Annotated in this window: 16 protein-coding genes and 1 pseudogene; 4 read left to right on the forward strand and 13 right to left on the reverse strand. The window is 74.1% G+C overall.

What is annotated here, in order from left to right; translation table 11 throughout:
* Positions 1–15 precede the first annotated feature (15 nt).
* Positions 16–2499 carry a YhgE/Pip family protein gene (locus ACNHYB_RS09990; protein ID WP_418275192.1) on the reverse strand — a complete coding sequence of 828 codons (2484 nt, stop codon included), beginning with the start codon at positions 2497–2499 and terminating at the stop codon, positions 16–18.
* Positions 2496–5417 carry an MMPL family transporter gene (locus ACNHYB_RS09995; protein ID WP_418275193.1) on the reverse strand — a complete coding sequence of 974 codons (2922 nt, stop codon included), beginning with the start codon at positions 5415–5417 and terminating at the stop codon, positions 2496–2498. The genes ACNHYB_RS09990 and ACNHYB_RS09995 overlap by 4 nt, the downstream gene beginning before the upstream one ends.
* 128 nt (positions 5418–5545) lie before the next feature.
* On the opposite strand from ACNHYB_RS09995, the gene ACNHYB_RS10000 reads away from it, so the two are divergent.
* The 3 genes from ACNHYB_RS10000 to ACNHYB_RS10010 all read left to right on the forward strand — a co-directional run bounded on the left by ACNHYB_RS10000 (position 5546) and on the right by ACNHYB_RS10010 (position 7498).
* Complete coding sequence (locus tag ACNHYB_RS10000) at positions 5546–6256, forward strand: TetR/AcrR family transcriptional regulator (RefSeq protein WP_418275194.1); 711 nt, start codon at positions 5546–5548, stop codon at positions 6254–6256.
* Positions 6257–6329: 73 nt separating this feature from the next.
* Complete coding sequence (locus ACNHYB_RS10005) at positions 6330–7055, forward strand: FAD-dependent oxidoreductase (RefSeq protein WP_418275195.1); 726 nt, start codon at positions 6330–6332, stop codon at positions 7053–7055.
* A complete protein-coding gene (locus ACNHYB_RS10010) occupies positions 7022–7498 on the forward strand; it encodes a hypothetical protein (RefSeq protein WP_418275196.1) in 477 nt (158 codons plus the stop codon). The genes ACNHYB_RS10005 and ACNHYB_RS10010 overlap by 34 nt, the downstream gene beginning before the upstream one ends.
* Positions 7499–7525: 27 nt before the next feature.
* Here ACNHYB_RS10010 and ACNHYB_RS10015 read toward each other — a convergent pair whose 3' ends face one another.
* From ACNHYB_RS10015 to ACNHYB_RS10025, 3 genes are read right to left on the reverse strand one after another with little or no spacing between them, the layout of a single operon-like run.
* On the reverse strand, positions 7526–8653 hold the full coding sequence (locus ACNHYB_RS10015) for a Gfo/Idh/MocA family protein (protein ID WP_418275197.1): 1128 nt from the start codon (positions 8651–8653) through the stop codon (positions 7526–7528).
* Positions 8632–9330: a ThuA domain-containing protein gene (locus tag ACNHYB_RS10020; protein ID WP_418275198.1), complete on the reverse strand. Its 699-nt coding sequence runs from the start codon at positions 9328–9330 to the stop codon at positions 8632–8634. The genes ACNHYB_RS10015 and ACNHYB_RS10020 overlap by 22 nt, the downstream gene beginning before the upstream one ends.
* 36 nt (positions 9331–9366) lie before the next feature.
* A complete protein-coding gene (locus ACNHYB_RS10025; RefSeq protein WP_418275199.1) occupies positions 9367–10740 on the reverse strand; it encodes a PLP-dependent aminotransferase family protein in 1374 nt (457 codons plus the stop codon).
* Positions 10741–10809: 69 nt separating this feature from the next.
* Here ACNHYB_RS10025 and ACNHYB_RS10030 point away from each other — a divergent pair.
* A pseudogene (locus tag ACNHYB_RS10030) lies at positions 10810–11259 on the forward strand (pyridoxamine 5'-phosphate oxidase family protein); the annotation flags it as partial.
* 373 nt (positions 11260–11632) lie between these two features.
* Here ACNHYB_RS10030 and ACNHYB_RS10035 read toward each other — a convergent pair.
* The 8 genes from ACNHYB_RS10035 to ACNHYB_RS10070 form a co-directional block, all read right to left on the reverse strand.
* On the reverse strand, positions 11633–13678 hold the full coding sequence (locus tag ACNHYB_RS10035; RefSeq protein ID WP_418275200.1) for a cytochrome c oxidase assembly protein: 2046 nt from the start codon (positions 13676–13678) through the stop codon (positions 11633–11635).
* A 72-nt stretch (positions 13679–13750) separates the two neighbouring features.
* A complete protein-coding gene (locus ACNHYB_RS10040) occupies positions 13751–15286 on the reverse strand; it encodes a dihydrolipoamide acetyltransferase family protein (protein WP_418275201.1) in 1536 nt (511 codons plus the stop codon).
* 17 nt (positions 15287–15303) lie between these two features.
* Complete coding sequence (locus ACNHYB_RS10045) at positions 15304–16290, reverse strand: alpha-ketoacid dehydrogenase subunit beta (RefSeq protein ID WP_418275202.1); 987 nt, start codon at positions 16288–16290, stop codon at positions 15304–15306.
* Positions 16287–17489, reverse strand: coding sequence for a pyruvate dehydrogenase (acetyl-transferring) E1 component subunit alpha (pdhA, locus tag ACNHYB_RS10050; RefSeq protein WP_418275203.1), 1203 nt, complete (start codon positions 17487–17489; stop codon positions 16287–16289). Before pdhA ends, ACNHYB_RS10045 begins: the two co-directional genes overlap by 4 nt.
* A 267-nt stretch (positions 17490–17756) precedes the next feature.
* Positions 17757–17930 carry a hypothetical protein gene (locus tag ACNHYB_RS10055; RefSeq protein ID WP_418275204.1) on the reverse strand — a complete coding sequence of 58 codons (174 nt, stop codon included), beginning with the start codon at positions 17928–17930 and terminating at the stop codon, positions 17757–17759.
* Between the two features lie 90 nt (positions 17931–18020).
* Positions 18021–19235: a pyridoxal phosphate-dependent aminotransferase gene (locus ACNHYB_RS10060; protein ID WP_418275205.1), complete on the reverse strand. Its 1215-nt coding sequence runs from the start codon at positions 19233–19235 to the stop codon at positions 18021–18023.
* Between the two features lie 7 nt (positions 19236–19242).
* Entirely contained in the window at positions 19243–20217 is a 975-nt protein-coding gene (locus tag ACNHYB_RS10065) for a transketolase family protein (protein WP_418275206.1), read from the reverse strand.
* Positions 20214–20915 carry a thiamine pyrophosphate-dependent enzyme gene (locus ACNHYB_RS10070; RefSeq protein ID WP_418275207.1) on the reverse strand — a complete coding sequence of 234 codons (702 nt, stop codon included), beginning with the start codon at positions 20913–20915 and terminating at the stop codon, positions 20214–20216. Before ACNHYB_RS10070 ends, ACNHYB_RS10065 begins: the two co-directional genes overlap by 4 nt.
* Between the last annotated feature and the right edge of the window lie 25 nt (positions 20916–20940).

Consider the following 20940-nt stretch of genomic DNA (forward strand, 5'->3'; position numbering starts at 1 on the left):
CGGGCCCCCGCGGGCTCAGCCCCGCAGGAGCACCGACACCCGCGTGCGGCGCGCCCGCGCTGCGGCCCCGACACCGAGCAGCAGCCCGACCGCGAGCCACAGCACCAGCAGCCCCAACGCGGCCCCGAGTCCGCCCACCCCGTCGACCACGACGGCGCTGAGGGCGTCACGCCCGGCACCCGTCGGCAGGAAGTCCACGATCGAGGTCAGCACGGCCGGGACGGTCGCGACCACCCCGGTGCCGATGAGCATCACCGCGATGAGCAGGCTGATCGCGCGCCCGACGTTCCCCAGCCAGGCCAGGAAGCCCAGGTGCACGGCCACGAACGTCACCGACACCAGGGCGCCCACGAGGATCGCCCCGACCCAGCCGAGCAGGGAGAGGCCCTCCACGGCGGCGAGGATGATGCCGACGAGCGCACCCGTGCCGGCACCGATCGCCGCCGGGGCGGCGGCCGCCGCGAACGTCAGCCGCAGCGCCGACCGCGTCGAGCCGAGCGCGTGCGCCACCACCGGCGGGAAGATCGTCAGCAGGGCGAGCGCCCCGAGCCACAGCGCCATCACGGCGAACAGCGGTCCGGTGGCCCCGGTCGACAGGTCGTTCACCCCGGGTGCGGTCACCGGGTCCGCGACCACGGACGACAGGTTCTGCCGGTCGTCCTCGGAGTAGGTCGGGATACCGTCGGCCGCCTCGTCCAGGCCCCCGGCCAGGTCGTCCGTGCCCGAGGCGAGGTCGCCGACACCGTCGGCCAGACCGTCCGTGCCGTCGGCCACCCCGGACATCCCCGTCGCCAGCTCGGACGCCCCGGTCTGCAGCGGGCCGAACCCGGACGCCAGCCCGTTCGCACCGGTCGCCAGACCCTGCGCACCGGTGTCGAGCTGGCCGATCCCGTCGGCGAAGCCGGACACGCCGGTCGCGAGCTCCTGCGCCCCGGAGTCGAGCGCTCCGATCCCGTCGGCGAGCTGCGCGACGCCGCCCGCGACCCCGGCCGCGCCGGGTGCCAGCTGCGAGGCACCGTCGGCCAGATCGCCCGCGCCGTCGGCCAGGTCGCCCGCGCCGTCGGCGACCTGGTCGTTGCCGGACGCGAGCGTGCGCAGGCCGGAGGCGAGGTCGGCGTTGCCGTCGGCGATGCCGCGCGTCCCGGTGGCGACACCTTCCGCGCCGGTGGCGAGCTTCCCGGTGCCGTCCGCGAGCGCGGTCACCTGACCGCGGGCCGCCAGCAGACCGTCGGAGAACTCGTCGAAGTCGCCCGTGACGTCGTCCGACAGGCTGGTCAGGCTCTCCTCGACGGCCGCGAGCTGCACGCAGGCGTCGCTGGTCGGGTCCGCGTCACAACCCAGCGCCGTGGACGCCTGCGCCAGAGCCTCGGCGACCTGGTCGGCGTTCGCCTCGTAGCCTGCCGAGATGTCGTCGAGCCCCGCCTGGATCTCGCCTTCCGAGGGGAGCTCGGCGTCGATCTGGTCCGCCTGGTCCGCAAGGCCCCGCACCCCGGCCGCGACCTCGTCGGCACCGTCGGCGAGGTCGTAGCCGCCGTCGGCGAGGTCGTCGGCGCCGTCCGCGCTCTCGCGGATCCCCCCGGAGATCGCCGTGACTCTGTCGGCGACCTGCTGGGTGCCGTCGGCCAGCGGGCCGGCGCCCTCGGCGATCCCGGCCACACCTCCGGCGACCTGCGCCGCGCCGTCGACCAGCGGTCCGGTGCCGTCGGCAGCCGCCCCGACCCCGGCGGCGAACTGGTTCGCCCCGTCGGCCAGGTCGACACCACCGTCGGCGGCCGCGCCCACGCCGGCGGCGTACTGGTTCACGCCGTCGGCGAGCTGGTCGGCGCCGTCCGCCGCCTGGCCGACACCGTCGGCGTACTCGTCGGCGCCGTCGGCGAGCTGCCCGGCGCCGTCGGCCAGGTCGTCCGCGCCGTCCGCGGCCTCACCGGCGCCGTCGGCGAGCTGGTGCGCGCCGTCGGCGGCCTCGCCGATGCCCTCGGCGAGGTCGCCGAAGCCGATGAGCACGTTGTCGACGTACGTCTCGGTGAGCGTCGAGCCCATGACGGACGTCGCGGTGGTGCCGACGATCCGCGCGAGCGCGTCGTCCACGACCCGGCCACCGGGCGGGGTGGAGATGTCGATGGTGGCCTGGCGGGCGTCGCCGGCGTCCTCGGAACCGAACGACGTGGCGGCGGCCGAGAAGTCCTCGGGGATGGTCACGACGGCCGCGAAGGTGCCGTCGGCGAGGCCGTCTGCGGCGTGCTCGGCGTCGGTGAGCGTCCAGTCGTAGTTGACGTCGGAGTCCTCGGACCCGCCGACGAGGCCGGCGGCGAGCTGCCGTCCCAGCGGGGCGGTCTGGCCGTCCACCTCGACGGGTTCGTCGTTGTTGACGATCGCCGCCTGGACCGTGTCGAGCCGGTCCACGGGGTTCCACAGCGCGGCGAGCAGGATGCCGAGCACGAGCACGGGCAGCAGGACGACCGCGGCGATCGCCCACGGGTTCTGGCGTACGCGGTTCATGCCCGCACCTCCGCAGGGGTCGAGTTCGGGTTCTCGGACGGCGAGCCGTCCGCCTCGTCACCGAGGGCTTCGTCGTCGTGGCCGTCGTGGCTCTCGTGGCCGTCGTGGCTATCGTGGCCGTCGTGGCTCTCGCGCGGGGGTGGCGGTGGCACCTCGCCGCCGGTGAGCGCGGCGGGCGCTCCCCAGCCGGCGCCGACGTCGAGGGCGGCGGCGCCGTCGGGCAGCAGGTCGGCGACGGACACGCCGGTGGACCCGACCAGCAGGGTGACGCCGTTGGCACGCGCCCCGGCGAGCGCCCGGGCGAGCTCTTCGCGGTCCGCGCGGTCGGAGACGACCTCGGACCGGTCGACGACGACGATGGTGGCGCCGTCGCGCACCGCGGAGGTCACCGCGCCGGCGGGGGCGCCGTCCTCGGTCGCGGCGTCGACGAGGGCGACGCGGGACCGCACCGTGGCGGCACGCTCGGGCAGCACCAGGTCGGCCACCTTCACCACGCCCCCGTCGACGGGCAGCCGTCCGGCCACCGCGAGGAGGAACGCGGTCACGGGGCTGGTGGCGTCGCCGTACACGGCGAGGGTGCCGCCGTCGGGCACGCGCACGCTGACGGGGCCGACGAGCGGCGGCTCGCCCAGGCCGGGGCCGCGCGGCCCGGCGACCTCGAGGTCGCTGGCGACGACGGCGTCGGCCCGGCCGTCGGCCCGCGCGCCGGGCCAGGACGCGAGGCGCAGCTCCTTGGCGACGCCCTCGCCCTCGACGTCGAACGTGGGCAGCGCGCGGTCGAGCCAGCGCGGGATCCACCACGCCTTGTCGCCGAGCAGGGCCATGACGGCCGGCACCAGCACCATGCGCACGACGAACGCGTCGACGGCGACGCCCACGGCGAGGCCGAGCGCGATCGGTTTCAGGGTCATGTCGCCCTCGGGCACGAACGCCACGAACACGGAGAACATGATGATCGCGGCGGCGGTGACCACCTTCGCCGCACCCTGGAACCCGGTGGTGATGGCGAGGCGCGCACGCCGACCGTTGTGCACGAAGTCCTCGCGCATGCGGGACACGAGGAACACCTCGTAGTCCATCGCGAGGCCGAACAGCACGCCCATGAGGATGATGGGCATGAACGAGATGACGGGGCCGAGCTTGGTGACGTGCAGGGCGTCGGCGAACACCCCGTTCTCGAACACGAGCGTGACGGCGCCGAACGCGGCACCGACGCTGAGCAGGTAGCCGAGCGTCGCCTTCACCGGGACCCAGATCGAGCGGAACACCATCGTCAGGAGCAGCAGCGACAGCCCGACGACGACGAGGGCGAACGGCAGCAGCGCGGCGCCCAGCTTGTCCGAGACGTCGATGCCGACGGCCGTGAAGCCGGTGACGGACAGGTCGACGCCGTACTCGTCGAGGTAGTAGTCGTGGTTGTCCCGGATCGCCGTGACGAGGGCCTTGGTCTCCTCGGAGTCCGGGGCACCGGTGGGGACCACCTGGATGATGCCGGTGTCGGCCGTCTGGTTCGGGGTGGACAGGGGCACGTCGGCGACGCCGGGCAGCGCCCGCATCTCGTCCGCCAGGTCCTCCATGAGGCCGAGCGGGTCGGTGCTCTCGATGATCGACCCGGTGACCACGAGCGGGCCGTTGAAGCCGTCGCCGAAGTTCTCGGCGACGAGGTCGTACGTGTGCCGGGCCTCGTTGTCCTCTGGGAGCGAGCCGGCGTCGGGCAGGGCGAGCCGCAGGTTCATGGCGGGCAGCGCGAGCGCGCCGAGCGCGACGACGACGATCAGGATGGTCGCGACGGGCACCTTGGTGACGGCCTTGACCCATCCGGCGAAGAACCGGTTCTCGTGGCCGGTGGACGCTGCCTGACGGCGGCCCTTGGCGTTCTTGCGCGCCTTCTTCGGCTTGGGGGTCAGCCGGGTGCCGGCGATGGCGAGGAGGGCGGGCAGCAGGGTGAGCGAGACGAGCACGGCGAACCCGACGGCGACGGCGGCCGCGATGCCCATGACGGACAGGAAGGGGATGCCGGCGACGCCGAGGCCGACGAGCGCGATCATCACGGTGAGGCCCGCGAACACCACGGCGGAGCCCGCCGTGCCCGTGGAGCGCGCGATCGACTCGCGCACGTCGACGCCGTCGCGCAGGAGCTCCTGGTGGCGGGACACGATGAACAGCGCGTAGTCGATCCCGACCGCGAGGCCCAGCATGAGCCCGAGCATGGGGGTGACGGACAGGATGGGCCCGAACGCGGTGGCGACGAGCAGGAGCAGCATCGACACGCCGACGCCGACGAACGCGTTGATGAGCGGCAGCCCCGCGGCGACGAACGAGCCGAGCGTGAAGATCAGGACGATGAGCGCGACGACGACGCCGATCGCCTCGACGATGCTCAGGGAGGGGAGCTCGGTGGAGAACAGCTCACCGCCGAGCGCCGCGTCGCTGCCGTCGGGAAGCGCGGCGGCGAGCTCGTCGGTGATGTCGGCCAGGGAGTCCTTGGTGGCGTCGGTGACGGAGAGGGCGTCACCCTCGAGCTGGACCTGCAGGATGGTCGCGCCGTCGTCGTCGCTGACGGGGGCGCCGGTCTGCTCCTCGTACGGGGTGGAGACGACCTGGACCTCGTCGAGGTCGGCGATCTCGTCGGCGGCGTCCTCGACGGGTTCGCGGATCGCGTCGTCGGAGATGCTCACGCCGTCGGGCGCGACCACCACGATCTGCGCGGAGACGCCGCTGACCTCGGGGAACGTCGCGGCGAGCTGGTCGAGCGCCTCCTGGGACTCGGTCCCGGGGATGGTGATCGAGTTGTCGAAGCCCTGGAAGACCAGGGCGCCGCCGCCACCGACGACCACGAGGATCCCGATCCACGCGACGACGACGAGCCGTCGCGCTTCAGCGGCCCAGCGGCCGAGCGAGTAGAGGGCTGAGGACACAGGGACTCCCAGGACGACGTGATGCGGTCGGAGGTTCGATACGGCACTGTATCCGATACGCAGGTGTATCAGATACACCGATGTATTGACTACAGTTGGTCCGCAGTCAGCCCTGAAGGAGGCCGCCCGTGACCCTCGAGCACGCCACCAGCGTGCGCTCCGCCCGCCGCGAGCGCACCCGCGACCGACTGCTCGACGCTGCCTTCACGGTGTTCGCCGAGGTCGGGGTGCAGGCCGCGTCGATCGAGACGGTCTGCGAGGCCGCCGGGTTCACGCGCGGCGCCTTCTACTCCAACTTCGCCTCGAAGGAGGAGCTCTTCAGCGCACTGTTCACACGCAAGGCGCGCGAGCACCTCCAGGCCCTCGACGCGATGACCTCCACCGTCGACGCGGACTCCGTCGCCACCCCCGAGGGCTTCCGGGAGACCGTCCGGCGGGTGCTGTCGTCCTTCGAGCTCGACGAGCCCGCCCACCGCCACTGGTGCCTCATGAACGCCGAGTTCGAGCTCCTGGCGATGCGCGAGCCCGACGTCGCGGCCTCCTACGCGGCCAACCAGCAGCAGCTGCGCACCGAGGTCGGGGCCGTGCTGGACCGCCTCCTCGACCACTTCGGGCTCCGGTTCACCGTCCCGACGCCCACCGCCGTCGACCTGCTCCTCGACGCCGAGGTGTGCGGATCCCGCGCCGCCATCCTCGCCACCGCCGCGGCGTCGCAGCAGTCGCCGAGCCGTCTCGAAGAGCTCGTCGACCTGCTCATCACCCCGAGCCGGCACCCGGCGCGGACCCCGTCCCGGCAGGGTTCTCGACCCTCGGGGAACGGGCTGCCGAACCCGAGGTGAACAGTGGCCGAACACCTCCTCGGTTCGTCACCGACGGCTTGAGAAGGCCTGCCGGCTCAGGCAGATTCTCTGCGTGAACCGCGACAGCACCCTGCCCCCGCTCCCTGCGAAGGTCGATCTCGTGGTGGTCGGTGCCGGGGCCGTCGGGCTCGCCCACGCCGTCGAGGGACACGCCCGCGGGCACTCCGTGCTCGTGCTCGACGCCTCCGCCCGGCCCACGGGCGCCACTGCCCGCCGAGGCGGGCACGTCGCCGTCACCACCCAGGACACCGTCGCGCTGTCGTGCGCGCTCGCCTCGCGGGAACGCTGGCTGAAGCTCGGTCGCGACGCCGGGTTCGGGGTGCGCGAGTGCGGCGCCGTCGTCGTCGCCCGGCACGACGACGAGCTCGCCGTCCTGGACGACCTCGTCGCGTCCCGCGCGGGCGACGCCGTCCTGCTCGACTCCCGCAGCGTCGCCGACCGCACCTCCGTGCCCGACGCCCTCGGCGGCGCGTTCCTGCCCCTGGACCTGCGCGTCGACCCGGCGGCGGCGCTCACCGCCGTCGCGGACTGGCTCGACACCCACCCGCAGGCGCACGTCGCCTGGGGCACCGCGGCACAGACCTTCGACGCCGGCAGCGGCTGCACGCTCGTGCGCACCTCCCGGGGGAGGTCGTCGCCAAGCGGGTCGTCGTCGCCGTCGGGCACGACGTCGGTCAGCTCTTCTGGCAGATCGGCTCCCGCCTGGACCGGCTGCGGCGCCAGCTCCTGCGGGTCGCGCCGCCGGTGCCGGACGACGCCGGTGCGGGAGCCCGCCTGACCGGCGGGCCCGTCGTGGTGGGGGCGACGACGATGCTGCGCGACAGCGCCTACCAGCACTCGCGGGCGCTCGGGCAGGTGCGCGAGCGGCTGCGCGGGACGCGCCCCGCCCTGCTGGAGCACGACGTCCACCTGACGGTGACGGCGCAGCCGGACGGCTCCCTGGTGCTCGGGGACGGGCGGGTGCCCGCCGCCGGTCCGGGCCGGTCCGAGGCCGTGGACGAGCTGCTCCTGCAGGAGGCGGCCGAGCTGCTGGGGGTGGACCGCCTGACGGTGGTCTCCCGCTGGTCGGCGCCGGAGGTCGCGCTCGCCGACGCCACCTCGCGCGACCCGTTCGTCGTCACCGAGCCACTGCCCGGGGTGCGCACCGTCACCGTGACGGACGGGCTCGCCACGACGACGGCGCTCGGCCTGGCCCCGAAGGTGCTCGACGCGCTGTTCTAGGACTCCGTCCGGAGCCGGTCGGGCAGGTCAGCCCCTCCACACCCCGGGCGGCGTGAGCGGCACCAGCGGGGGCACGGCGGGCTGCGTGGTCACCTCGACCCGGTGACCGCTCTCCGACGAGGCCAGCAGGCCGGACATGACCTCCATGACGTGCAGGCCGACGTCGCCGCTCGCACGCGGCGCCGGACGGGATCCCGGACCGGACGCCGGGGACCCGGCCGCACCCACCATCTCCAGCAGCCCGATGCCGCGTCCGGCGTCGACGAACCCCGCGCCGGGCGGCAGGACCTCCCAGCCGTCGCCGCCGAGACGGTTCAGCTCCACGTCGCCGGCGAACCGGTTGGGGTCCGGCACGACGAGCGACCCCTGCGTGCCGTGCACCTCGAGGGGGCGTGCGTGCGAGGCGACCGCGTCGAAGCTCACCGTCACCGTGGACAGCGCCCCGTCGGCGTGGCCGAGCACGCCGGTGACGTGCGTGGCGACGTCCACCGGGACGGCCTGCCCGGCACGCGGGCCCGAGGCGATCGTGCGGGTGTCCCGCGACCTCGACGCCGCGCCCTGCACCCAGGCGACGGGCCCGAGCAGGTGCACCAGGCTCGTCAGGTAGTACGGCCCCATGTCGAGCAGCGGCCCGCCGCCGACGGCGTAGTAGAAGTCCGGGTGCGGGTGCCAGTGCTCGTGGCCCGCCGACACCCAGGTGGCCGTGGCCGCCGTCGGCGTCCCCACGAGCCCGGACTCCACGGCGGCCCGCGCCGTCTGCACGCCCGTGCCCAGCACCGTGTCGGGGGCGCAGCCCACGCGGGTGCCCGCCCGGGCGGCCGCCGCCACGACCTGACGGGACGCGTCGAGGTCGGCGGCGAGCGGCTTCTCCCCGTAGCGGTCCTTGCCGGCGGCCGCGCAGGCCAGCGCGACGGCGGCGTGCACGCCCGGTGTGGTGAGGTCCAGGACGGTGCTGACGTCGTCGTCGGCCAGGAGGTCGTCGAGGTCGGCCGCGACGCGCGCGCCGGGCAGCCCGGCGGCGACCTGCTCGGCGCGGCCGGGGTCGAGGTCGGTGACCGCGGCGACCCGCACCCCCGGGTGGTCGGCGAGCGTGGTCAGGTACTGGCCCGAGATGACCCCGAGACCGACGATCCCTACGCCGTGCGGCTCGCCCACAGCAGCCCCCTCTCCACCAGGGTGCGCACGCTCGGGTGCTGCAGGACGTCCACCGAGTGCCCCGGTGTCGCGACGAACACGCGCCCGGCACCCCACTGCCGCGTCCACACCGCCGGGGACGTCACCGGGCGGTGCCAGGGCTGGTGGTCGGGGGCCGGGTGCGTGGTGGTGGCCAGCACGTCCACGAGGTCGTCGTGCAGCACCCAGTACTGCTCCGTGGTGAGCTCGAAGGTGTCGGTGCCACGGGTGATCTCGTGCTCGCGGCCGAGATCGGTGAGCTCGATGGTGTGCGGCAGGAAGTTGTCCGACGCGTCCCCGGCACGCTCGGCCTCGGGCTTGCCGGGGTGGCTCGCGAACTGCCCGCCCACGAGCTGCAGGTAGTCGGAGCTGGCGCGGAACGAGTCGGCGATGCCGCCGTGCCAGCCGGCCAGACCGGTGCCGGCGACCACCGCGGCCCGCAGCCCCGCGAGCGCGTCGCCGCTGATCTGCGACATCGTGACGCACTGCAGCACCAGGTCGGTGGCGTCCATCGTGGCGGCGTCGGCGTAGACCTCGACGTCCTCCTCGACGCGCACCGCGAAGCCCTGGGCCTGCAGGAACGGGATGAACAGGTCCGTGGTCTCGCGGGGCGAGTGCCCCTCCCAGCCGCCGCGGACCACCAGTGCTCTGCGCGTCATGAAACCTCTTCGTCGTCGGTGTGAGCGCTCACGACCCTACCGACCGGTGGACCGCCCCGCGAGACCCGCCGCGACGGCGTCCAGCGCCCGGGCCAGCTCGTCGTCCGTGACGCCGCCGAACCCCACGACCACCCCGGTCAGGGCCGCGCTGCGGCACAGGTCCTCCAGGAGCGTCAGCGCGAACCCCGCGTCGGCGGCGGCCGCCCGGGCCCGGTGCGCGGCGGCGCGGGACGTCAGCCAGGTCGAGTACATGCCCGCGGAGGTCGCCGCGGGCGTCGCGTACGGGGCCAGACGCGACGCGACCTGCCGCGCCCGCTCGGCGTACACCCCGCGGGCAGTGCGCACGGTGACGTCCAGCCAGCCGTCGCGCAGCAGCGCCAGCATCGCGCGCTGCGAGGGCCAGGACGCGTCGGCGTGCTGCACGGCACGACGGCGCAGCACGGCCTCGTGCAGCCCGGGCGGCAGCACCGCCCACCCGACCCGCAGCCCCGGTGGCGCGGACTTGGCGGCGGTGCCGAGGTAGGCCACGCGATCCCGGTCCAGGGCGGCGAGCGCCGGCACGGGGGCGACGTCGTAGCGCAGCTCGGAGTCGTAGTCGTCCTCGACGACGACGGCGTCCGTGGCACGGGCGGCGTCGAGCAGGGCGAGGCGGTCGGCGGCGGGCATGACCCGGCCGAGCGGGTGCTGGTGCGCCGGCGTCACGTAGACGGCACGCAGCCCGGCGAGGTCGGCGGCGTGGTGCCGGCGCTCGGCGGGCAGGTCGACGACGCTGCGACCGGCGTCGCGGGCGACGGCCACCGCTGCCCGGTAGCCCGGGTCCTCGATGCCGACGGCACCCGGCGGCAGCACGGCGAGCACCTCGCGCAGCGCCGCCGTCGTCCCGGCCGTGACGAGGACGACGTCGGCGTCGACGAGCAGGCCGCGCGTGGCGCCGAGCCGGGCGGCGAGCGCGGCCCGCAGGTCGCCGAGGCCCGCGGCGTCACCGTAGCCGCGCGGTGGCGTCGTGGCGGACACCTCGCGCCAGGCCCGCCGCCAGGCGGCGGCGTGGCGGGGGTCGATCCACGGTTCGCCGGTGCTGAGCGGCACCAGGGCGGGGGACGACGGCATGGCGCGGCGCGCGGGGTGTGCGGTGCTCCCGGCGAGCCGGGCGTGCGGGGCGTGCGAGGCGTGCGAGGCGACGAACGTGCCGGAGCCGCGGCGGGCCTCCAGCCAGCCCTCGGCGACGAGCTGGTCGTAGGCCTGCTCGGTGACCGCCCGGGAGACGCCGAGCTCGACGGCGAGCGCCCGGGTGCTGGGGACGCGGTCGCCGGTGCGCAGGCTCCCGCGGGCCAGCAGCCGGCGCACCTGCTGGGCGAGCTGGGCGGGCAGCGGGTCGGGCGACCTGCGGTCGAGGTGGACGGGCAGCGGCACGAAGTGTCCTGTTCGAATCGGCGTCGAGTGGCCCTACCGAGCAGGCCACCTCCGGTCCAGGGTAGGGCCATGACGACGCTCTCCCCCACCGCCCGCACCACCGTCCGCCGCGGCCGCAACCGTGCGGTCACGGACCGTGACGCCCTGCACTCCCTGCTCGCCGACGCCCTGGTCGCCCACCTCGGCGTCGTCGTCGGCGACCATCCCGTGGTGCTGCCCTGCGCGTACGGCGTCGACCTCGCCGGGCCGGACGACGGCGGGAGCCTCTACCTGCACGGGTCTGTCGCGGCACGGTGGCTGACCACCGCGACGGACGCCACCGTCTGCGTCACCGTCACCGAGCTGGACGGCCTGGTGCTGGCCCGCTCCGGCTTCCACCACTCGATGAACTACCGGTCCGCCGTCGTCGTCGGCACGGCCCGGCTCGTCGTCGACGACACCGAGCGTCGGCGTGCGCTGGACGCGATCGTCGACCAGATGAGCCCAGGACGGTCGGCGACCCTGCGCCCGGCGACGCGCAAGGAGCTCGCCGCGACCGCCGTCGTCGCCGTCCCGCTGCGCGAGGCCTCGATGAAGGTGCGGGCCGGTGGGCCGGTCGACGAGCCGGCGGACGTCGCGGCCGGCGGCTGGGCCGGGCACGTGCCGGTGCGGCGGGTCGTCGACGCGCCCGTCCCCGCGCCGGACGCCGTCGGGCCGGTGCCGGACCACGTGCACCGGCTGTCCCGCAGGCCGGGCCGGCCGCCTGAAGCACCGGCGCGTGCTACCTCGCGCACGTCCGACGGACCGGGATCGCTCGGGCAGGGATCACGTGGGCCTGGTGGCCGCGCCGTCGAGCCAGAGCGCCGCCCCGTGCGGCCGCACCCTGGTCAGACGCGGGCGCTCTGCACCGAACTCATCGCCGGTCGGCGTCCGACCCCTCGTCGCGCTCCGCCATCTGGGCGAGCATCGCGTTGTAGGCGTGGAGCTCGGCGTCGCCGTCGCGCGCGGCCTTGCGGTCCGACCGGCGGGCCTCGCGCTCGTCGGAACGGGTCCACTGGATGGCCACCGCGACGGCCAGCACCACGGTGGGCAGCTCCCCGATGCCCCAGGCGATCGCCCCGCCGAGCTGCTGGTCGTCGATGGCGGGCTCGCCCCAGGGGCGCCCCATGTTCCCGAACCAGTCGGCCACCAGCAACGACGTGCCCGTGGTGAGCACCACGCCGAAGAACGCGTGGAACACCATCGTGGCGAACAGCAGCAGCAGGCGCTGCGGGTACGGCGGACGCTGCGGACCGGGGTCGATGCCGATCAGGGCGTTGGCGAACAGGTACCCGGCGAGCGTGAAGTGCAGGACCATCCACACGTGCCCGGCGTGGTTGGTCAGCGCCCACTCGAACACGGGCGTGAAGTAGAACGCGATCATGCCGCCGGCGAACAGCACCGCCGCGACGACGGGCTTGGCCATGAACTCCCCGACCCGGGAGTGCACCAGCGCCAGCACCCACTCGCGCGGGCCGCGGGAGCCGTCCTTGCGCACCGGCACGGCGCGCAGCAGCAGCGTCACCGGCGCCGCGAGCACGAGCAGCAGCGGCACCACCATGGCGAGCATCATGTGCTGGGTCATGTGACCGCTGAAGATGACGTGCCCGTACACCGCGGGGCCGCCGTTGGTGACCCACGCCATGACGACCATGCCCGCGACCCACAAGACGGTGCGGCCGAGCGGCCAGGCGTCGCCGCGCCGACGCAGCCGCAGCGCCCACCGGACGTAGACGACGGCCCCCGCGACGCACGCCACCGCGAACAGCGGGTCGAACGACCACTCGGTGAAGTAGCGGGACACCGTCGCCTCGGGGGGCAGCGCGTAGCCGGTCAGCTGGTAGGCGGGCGAGGCGTCGACGGGCACGGCGTCCGGCACGGGCGGCGCGGACGAACCCAGCGCGACGGCCACCCCGGAGACCGCACCGATGGTGGCGAGCTCACCGGCGAGGAGCTGCCAGTACAGCCGCCGCACCCGGGTCGGGTCCCGGTCGAGCCGGCCCACGATCCACCGGCGGTGCGCCCAGCCGAACCCACCCAGGGCGACCAGCAGCAACGCCTTGACCTGCAGCAGGACGCCGTACCGCGTGAACAGGTCGGCGGGCTCCTCGATGCGGATCAGGGCGCTGAGCACCCCGGAGACACCGACGAGCACGAAGCACCACGCGGCCACGGGCGAGAACCGGGTCACCGCCGTCGCGGCGAGGCGCCCGTCGTCCTTGCCGCCCTCGCCCGGGGTGAGCACCACGACGAGCAGCGCCGCCAGCCCGCCGACCCACAGGGCGGCGCCGACCAGGTGCAGCAGCATCGCGTTGACGGCCAGGTCGTGGTTCACGGCCCCGGCCGCGTGGCCCGTGATCGACTGCAGCGCCAGGGCCGTCATCGGCAGCGCCGCCGTCCACAGGGCACCCACCGGGCCGCGTACGCCCAGTGCCAGCGCCGAGGTCACCGCGGCCAGGACGATCGTCCACATCCGGATCTGCCCCAGCTCGACGTCCCGCACGAACTGCCACAGCCCCTGGCCGAACGACTGGTCCGCCAGCGAGATCGTGGAGACGTAGGAGTACTCCAGGACGAGCTGGGCGACGGCGGCGACGGCCCAGACGCTCGACGCCCACCCGGCGACGGACAGCACCCGCTCCGTGGCGCGGCCCGGAGGGAGCAGGAACGCGGCCGCGAACAGGCCGCCGAGCGTCACCGCGACACCGAGCTCGGTGGCCACCCCCACGACGGGCAGCCCGAACCGCACGGCCGCGCCCGGGTCGCGGAAGGTGCCCAGCGGGGCGAACGCGTCGGTGTACGAGCCGGCCAGCAGCAGGGCCACCAGCGCGACGACGACGGCGCCCGGCCCGGCAGCGATGAGCCACCACGGGCGCGCCGTGGCCGGGGCGCGACGAGAGGTGGTCGCCGTGGCTGTCATGCCCTCCAGCCTAGGCGCGCCCCGGGCCACGCCCGGACGACGCCCGTGTGACGTCCGCCCGTCCGGTGGGGGTCAGCCCCAGACGAGCCCGCGGGCCGGGTCCTCCAGCACGCGCGCGACGTCGGACAGGAAGCGCGAGCCGAGCTCGCCGTCCACCAGCCGGTGGTCGAAGCTCAGCGCGAGCTGGGTGACCCAGCGCGGCTTGATCTTGCCCTTGTGCACCCACGGCTGCTGCCGGATCGCCCCGAACGCGAGGATGCCCGCCTCGCCCGGGTTGAGGATCGGGGTGCCGGTGTCGATGCCGAAGACGCCCACGTTCGTCAGGGTGAACGTGCCCCCCGCCATGTCGGCCGGCGACGTCCGCCCGGCCCGCGCCGTCGCCGTGAGCTCACCGAGCGCCTCGGCGAGCCCGAGCAGCTCGAGACGATGGGCGTCCTTGACGTTCGGCACGACCAGACCCCGCGGCGTCGCGGCCGCGATCCCCAGGTTCACGTAGTGCTTGTAGACGATCTCCTGGGCGGCGTCGTCCCAGCTCGCGTTGATCTCCGGGTGACGCTTGATCGCGAGCAGCGCCGCCTTGGCGGCGATCAGCAGCGGGGTGACCCGCACCTCGGAGAAGTCGCGGTCGGACTTGAGCTTCTCCACCAGCTTCATCGTCCGGGTGACGTCGACCGTGTGGAACACCGTCACGTGCGGGGCGGTGAACGCGCTGGCGACCATCGCCTCCGCCGTCCGCTTGCGCACGCTCTTGACGGGTACCCGGGTGGTGCGGCCGTCGTCCGAGACGTTGGTCGACGCCGCCCACGGCGCGTCGTCGTCGGGGTACGTGGCCAGCCGGCGCGGCTCGGCCGCCTCGGCGTGCGCGACGACGTCCTCCCGCGTGACGATGCCGCCCGGTCCCGTCGGGTGCACCGAGGCGAGGTCGACGCCGAGGTCCTTGGCGAGCTTGCGCACCGGCGGCTTGGCGAGCACGCGCGGGCGGGTCGACGACGGCCCGTCCGTCGCGGAGTCCGCAGCGGGCACGCTCACCATCGGCTTGACGATGCCGGGGCCCGGCGCCTCCGGGCCGGTCGGGGTCGCCGGGCCGGTCGGGGCCGCCGCCGGGGCCGGGACCGCGGCCACGGGACGAGCGGGAGCGGGAGCCGGAGCGACCGGCGCGGCGGGCCCCGCGCCGTGGGTGGCGGCCGGAGCCGCGTCCTGGGTGGCGGACGTGCGACGGCGACGGCGTCGTCCGCCCCCGGCCGCTCCCGTCCCGTACCCGACGAGCACCGCACCCGACCCGGCGTCGGCCGCAGCAGCACCGTCCGCCGTCGCACCATCTGCAGCAGCACCGCCCACAGCAGCGCCGTCCGCAGGCGCGCCCGACGTGCCGGCACCGATCTCGATGATGGGTCGTCCGACGTCGACCGTGGTGCCCTCGTCGGCGAGCAGCGCCGTCACGGTGCCCGCCCAGGGCGACGGCAGCTCGACGAGCGACTTGGCGGTCTCGATCTCGACGATCACCTGGTTGACCGCGACCGTGTCACCGACGGCCACCTTCCACTCGACGATCTCCGCCTCGGTGAGGCCTTCGCCGACGTCCGGCAGGGGGAAGCGCTGCGTGCTCATGTCTCGTCTCCGCCGTCTCAGTGCGCCAGCACGCGGTCGACGGCGTCCAGGACGCGGTCGACGCTGGGCAGGTAGTCGTGCTCGATCTTGGCCACGGGGTACGGCGTGTGGAAACCGCCGACGCGCAGCACCGGCGCCTCCAGCGAGTAGAAGCACTCCTCGGACACGCGGGCGGCCAGCTCGGCGCCCGAGCCGAAGTAGGTCGGGGCCTCGTGCACGACGACGCAGCGCCCGGTGCGGCGCACCGACTCGGCCACGGTGGGCACGTCCATCGGGGAGATGGAGCGCAGGTCGATCACCTCGGCGCTCGATCCCTCCGCCGCCATCGCGTCGGCGGCCTCCATGGCGGTGGCGACCGTCGGGCCGTAGGCCACCAGCGTGACGTCGGTGCCCGCCCGTGCGACGCGCGCCTTCTGGAGCACGTCCGCGGAGACGGGAGCCGCGAGGTCGACCTCGCCCTTGGACCAGTACTTGCCCTTGGGCTCGAAGAAGATCACCGGGTCGGGCGAGGTGACGGCGGCACGGATCATGTCGTACGCGTCCTGCGACGTCGCCGGGGTGACCACCCGCAGCCCGGGGGTGTGGGCGAACAGCGCCTCCGGCGACTCCGAGTGGTGCTCGATCGCACCGATCGCACCGCCGTAGGGGATGCGGATGACCACGGGAACCTGGACCTTGCCGCCGGTGCGGTAGTGCAGCTTGGCGAGCTGGGTGGTGATCTGGTCGAACGCGGGGAACACGAACCCGTCGAACTGGATCTCGCAGACCGGCCGGTAGCCGCGCATCGCGAGCCCGATCGCGGTCCCGACGATCCCGGCCTCCGCGAGGGGGGTGTCCACGACCCGGTGCTCGCCGAAGTCCTTCTGCAGCCCGTCCGTCACCCGGAACACGCCGCCGAGCCGGCCGACGTCCTCCCCCATGACCAGGACCTTGTCGTCGCCCTCCAGGGCGGAGCGCAGGCCGGCGGTGAGCGCCTTGGCCAGCGGCATCGTCTGGGTGCTCATCGGGCGACCTCCTCGGCGCCGACGGACTGCGCCGTCTCGGACTCGTACCGTTCGAACCACTCGCGCTCGGCGTCGACCTGGGTGTGCGGGGTGGCGTACACGTGGTCGAACATCGTCCCGGGCGCCGGAGCGCCGAGCTCGCGGACGCCGGTGCGCAGCGTCTCGCCGAGCTCGTCGGCGTCCGCCTCGACCGTCGCGGCCCACGCGTCGTCCCAGTGACCCTCGGCGCGCAGCAGCGCCTCCAGCCGGTCGACGGGGTCGCGCTGGCGCCAGTACTCCTCCTCGGCGCGCTCGCGGTAGCGGGTCGGGTCGTCCGAGGTGGTGTGGGCGCCCATGCGGTAGGTGAACGCCTCGACGAACGTGGGGCCGTGGCCGGCGTGCGCCCGCTCGACGGCCTCGGCCATCACGGCGTAGCACGCGAGCACGTCGTTGCCGTCGACCCGGACGCTGGGGATGCCGAAGCCCTCGCCGCGGCGGTACAGCGGCACGCGGGTCTGGCGGCTGGTGGGCTCCGAGATGGCCCACTGGTTGTTCTGGCACCAGAACACCACGGGGGCGTCGTTGACGGCGGCGAACACGAGCGCCTCGTTGACGTCGCCCTGGCTGGTCGCGCCGTCCCCGAAGCACGCGACGACGGCGGTGTCCCGCGCGGGGTCGCCGGTGCCGACCGCGCCGTCGCGCTGGACGCCCATCGCGTAGCCGGTGGCGTGCAGCGTCTGCGAGCCGATGACGAGGGTGTACACGTTGACGTTGTGCGCCGCCGGGTCCCAGCCGCCGTGGTCCGTGCCGCGGTAGAGGCGCAGCCGGTCCACGGGGTCGACGCCGCGCACGTGCAGCATCCCGTGCTCGCGGTAGGACGGGAAGATCACGTCCTGCGGGGACAGGGCGTGGGCGGGGCCGACCTGGGCGGCCTCCTGGCCGGTCGACTGCGCGTAGAGCCCGAGCTCGCCCTGACGCTGCAGCGCCGTGGCCTCGTCGTCGAAACGGCGGGTGAGGACCATGTCGCGGTACATGGCGCGCAGGTCGTCACCGGTGAGGTGGGCGACGCGCGCCGCGTAGGCGGCATGGTCGACGGGTGCGGAACCCGGACCGGAGTTGTCGGGTTCGGTGACACGCTCACCCGTGGGGGTGACGAGCTGGACGAGCGGGACGACGTCGACAGGGGCGTCGTCGGCCCCGTCGGTGGCACGGTGCGGCACGTGGTCTCCTTCGCTGGCGGCCCTGGCAGGGCTGATCTGCTCCGGCTGCGCACGAGGTTCCTCGCCGTTCGCGGTGCGACGGACGAGAAACCTACGCCTTCGTAGCCTACGCCAGCGTAGGTTGTGGACCCCGGGGAGGACCCCCTGGTGGCGGTGCCAATGTCGCGCGAGCCGTTTTGGAGGAACCCTCCAACCCGTGGCCGCCACCTGGCACAGCACGAGGGCGGCCCGGAGCACGCTCCGGGCCGCCCTCCGGGGCCGGACGGGTCAGCGCGGGGGTGCGTACCCGCCGCCGTGACCGCTGCGCAGCGCGTCCCGCTCCCGCAGCACCGGCCACTGCGCGAACGCGAAGACCAGGAACACGAGGTACACGGCGATCGCTGCCCCGCCGAAGAGCCAGCCGTAGTCGTTGACGAACTGGTCGTAGTCCACGTTGTCCATGGACGAAGTGTTCCGCGACCTGCGACGTCACGCAGACGGGGCTGCCGTGGGCAACGGGGAGCTACCGCGGGCAACCAGGGGCTGCCGGGGCTACCGCCGCTGGGCCAGGAACTCCGCGATCCGGCCGATGGCCTCCTCCAGCACCTCGACGTCGGGCAGGGTGACGAGCCGGAAGTGGTCCGGCTCGAACCAGTTGAACCCGGTGCCGTGCGTGACGAGGATCTTCTTGGACCGCAGCAGGTCGATGACGAACGCCTCGTCGTCGTCGATCCTGTACATCTCGGGGTCGAGGCGCGGGAAGCAGTAGAGCGCGCCGCGCGGGCGCACGGACGTCACGCCGGGGATCTCGTTGAGCAGCTTGTCGGCGAGCATCGCCTGCTCGTAGAACCGGCCACCGGGCACGATGAGCTCGTCGATCGACTGGTAGCCCCCGAGCGCCGTCTGGATGGCGTGCTGCCCCGGCACGTTCGCGCACATGCGCATGTTGGCCAGCAGCGTCAGTCCCTCGATGAACTCCGTCGCCCGCTCCTTGGGTCCGGAGATCATCACCCAGCCGGCCCGGTAGCCGCACACCCGGTACGCCTTGGACAGGCCGCTGAACGTCAGGCACAGCACGTCGTCGCCCGCCGCCTTGGCGGCGTGGTGGTGCACGGCGTCGTCGAAGACGATCTTCTCGTAGATCTCGTCGGTGAAGATCACCAGGTCGTGACGCCGGGCGATGTCGACCAGCGAGGCCACCATCTCCTTGCTGTACACCGCGCCGGTGGGGTTGTTCGGGTTGATGATCACCATCGCGTGGGTGTTCTCGGTGATCTTCGACTCGATGTCCGCCAGGTCCGGCATCCAGCCGTTCTCCTCGTCGCACCGGTAGTGGACCGGGGTGCCGCCGGTGAGCGACACCGCGCCGGTCCACAGCGGGTAGTCCGGGGCGGGCACGAGGATCTCGTTGCCCTCGTCGACGAACGCCTGCAGCACCATCGAGATGAGCTCGGAGACGCCGTTGCCGATGAAGACGTCCTCGACGGCCGTGTCCTTGAGCCCCCGCGACTGGTAGTACTGCGCGACCGCGGTGCGGGCCGGGTAGATGCCCCGGGAGTCGCTGTAGCCCTGCGCGTCGGTGAGGTGGTGCGTCATCGAGGCGACGATGGCCTCCGGCGCCTCGAAGCCGAACGGTGCCGTGTTGCCGATGTTCAGCTTGAGGATGCGGTGCCCCTCGGCCTCGAGGCGCTGGGCCTCGGCCAGGATGGGACCGCGGACGTCGTATCGGACGTCCCGAAGCTTGTGGCTCTGCCGGATGGTACGCACCCGCCCATCATCGCAGCCGAGGCGGGAATCCGGCACGGCCACCGCCGGACGAATGGCACTGGTCGAGCAACGCGACCACGCGCCGCCGGACGCCGGCCGCGTCCAGCCCGTGCGCCGCCGCATGGTCGCGGGGCGTCCCGTACCGGCGCAGCTCCGCCTCTCGTGGCACCCCGACGTGCGCCACGCGCACCGCCCGGTCCGCGAGCGCCGCGGCGACGGCTGCCGCGCTGGTCCCGGCAAGGTACGGCTCGACGACGACGAGCGCGTCGGCGGGTCCGAGGAGCGCCCGCAGCCCGGCGGTGTCCAGCGGGTGGGGCGTGCTCGTGCCGGCCACGCGCACGGGCAGGTCGCGGGTCGCGGCGAGGACGACGTCGAGCATGGGCCCCACGGCGAGGACGAGCGGGGTGGTCCGGTCGCCTTCGCGCACCTCGTGGATCCGGCCGTCGGTGGGGTACGCGCGGTCGTTGACCTGCGTGGACAGCCGGACGTAGGCCCGTCCGTCGCGGTGGACCTCGCGGTGCAGGATCTGGCTCACCTCGTCCGGGTGGCCGGGCACGTGGACGGTCCAGCCGGGCAGCGCTCCGAGCAGCGCGACGTCGGCGGGCGCCTGGTGCGTGCGTCCTTCGGAGCTGGCGTCGTAGGAGGCGCCGATGCTGACGAGGATCGCCCCGACGTCCTGGTGCCCGAGGGAGATCTTGAGCTGTTCGTAGGGGCGTTCCACCAGGAAGGGCGCGTAGGAGTGCAGGATCGGGCGCCGCCCGGTGAGGGCGAGACCGCCCGCGACGCCGATGAGCGCCTGCTCGCGGATGCCGACGTCGATCACGCGGCCCGGGTGGCGCGCGGCGGTGGGGGCCGTCTGGCCGGCACCGATGGCGGCGAGCACGACGACGGCGTCATCGGCCGCGGTGAGCAGCGGGTCGAGCTCGGCGTAGAAGCTCTCGCGCATCGAGGTCATCGACGTGATCGGGGTCGTCGGGGTCATGCCGCCTCCTCCTCGGTGCGCCGCCGGGTCGGGTCGACGACGACGACGGTGGGCCGGTCGGGTGCGGTGCGACCGAGCGCTGTGGCGAGCTCGTCGTCGGACCGGGTGTCGGCCTCCGACGTGGCCCAGCCCTCGACGGCGAAGCGTGCGGCGATGCCACCGGGCCAGCCGAGCTCGTCGCTGTGGTTGTCCACGACGACGCAGGTGAGGTTGCCGAGGCCGTACCGTCCGGCGACCTGGATCGCCTCGGCGTTGCTGCCTTCGTTCAGCTCGGCGTCCCCGACGAGGACGACGACGCGCGCTGCGGGACGGTCGCGGAGGCCGAGGGCCATCCCGACGGCGATCGGCAGGCCGTGCCCGAGGGAGCCGCTGCCGATCTCGATGCCGGGCACGAGCGTCCGGTCGGGGTGGTGGCCGAGCCGTGAGTCCCAGGAGGCGACGTCGTCGAGCCAGGTGGCGGGGATGAACCCGTGCGCGGCCAGGACGGCGTACGTGGAGGCCGGGCCGTGACCCTTGGACAGGACGAACCGGTCTCGGTCGGGGTCGTCGGGGCGGTCGGGTTCGACGTGCAGGACGCGCTCGAACAGGACCCGGACGACGTCGAGGGTGGAATGGGCGCTGGGGTCGTGCTTCTCGTCGCCGGTGACGCGGGCGACGAGCTCGGTGACGTCGGTTCGGTGGGGCGGTGTGAGGATCATGACCCCAGCCTGTAAGTTGAAGTGA

Origin of the sequence: Isoptericola jiangsuensis (assembly GCF_048320105.1) — a bacterium.
Classification (GTDB): Bacteria; Actinomycetota; Actinomycetes; order Actinomycetales; family Cellulomonadaceae; genus Isoptericola; species Isoptericola jiangsuensis_A.

What these genes read in the sequence shown, in the direction of transcription:
- ACNHYB_RS10040 (WP_418275201.1), bottom strand. Translation starts at nt 15,286, where the DNA reads ATGAGCACGCAGCGCTTCCCCCTGCCGGACGTCGGCGAAGGCCTCACC.
- ACNHYB_RS10020 (WP_418275198.1), bottom strand. Translation starts at nt 9,330, where the DNA reads ATGACGCGCAGAGCACTGGTGGTCCGCGGCGGCTGGGAGGGGCACTCG.
- ACNHYB_RS10045 (WP_418275202.1), bottom strand. Translation starts at nt 16,290, where the DNA reads ATGAGCACCCAGACGATGCCGCTGGCCAAGGCGCTCACCGCCGGCCTG.
- ACNHYB_RS10065 (WP_418275206.1), bottom strand. Translation starts at nt 20,217, where the DNA reads ATGACCCCGACGACCCCGATCACGTCGATGACCTCGATGCGCGAGAGC.
- ACNHYB_RS09990 (WP_418275192.1), bottom strand. Translation starts at nt 2,499, where the DNA reads ATGAACCGCGTACGCCAGAACCCGTGGGCGATCGCCGCGGTCGTCCTG.
- ACNHYB_RS10055 (WP_418275204.1), bottom strand. Translation starts at nt 17,930, where the DNA reads ATGGACAACGTGGACTACGACCAGTTCGTCAACGACTACGGCTGGCTC.
- ACNHYB_RS10035 (WP_418275200.1), bottom strand. Translation starts at nt 13,678, where the DNA reads ATGACAGCCACGGCGACCACCTCTCGTCGCGCCCCGGCCACGGCGCGC.
- ACNHYB_RS10070 (WP_418275207.1), bottom strand. Translation starts at nt 20,915, where the DNA reads ATGATCCTCACACCGCCCCACCGAACCGACGTCACCGAGCTCGTCGCC.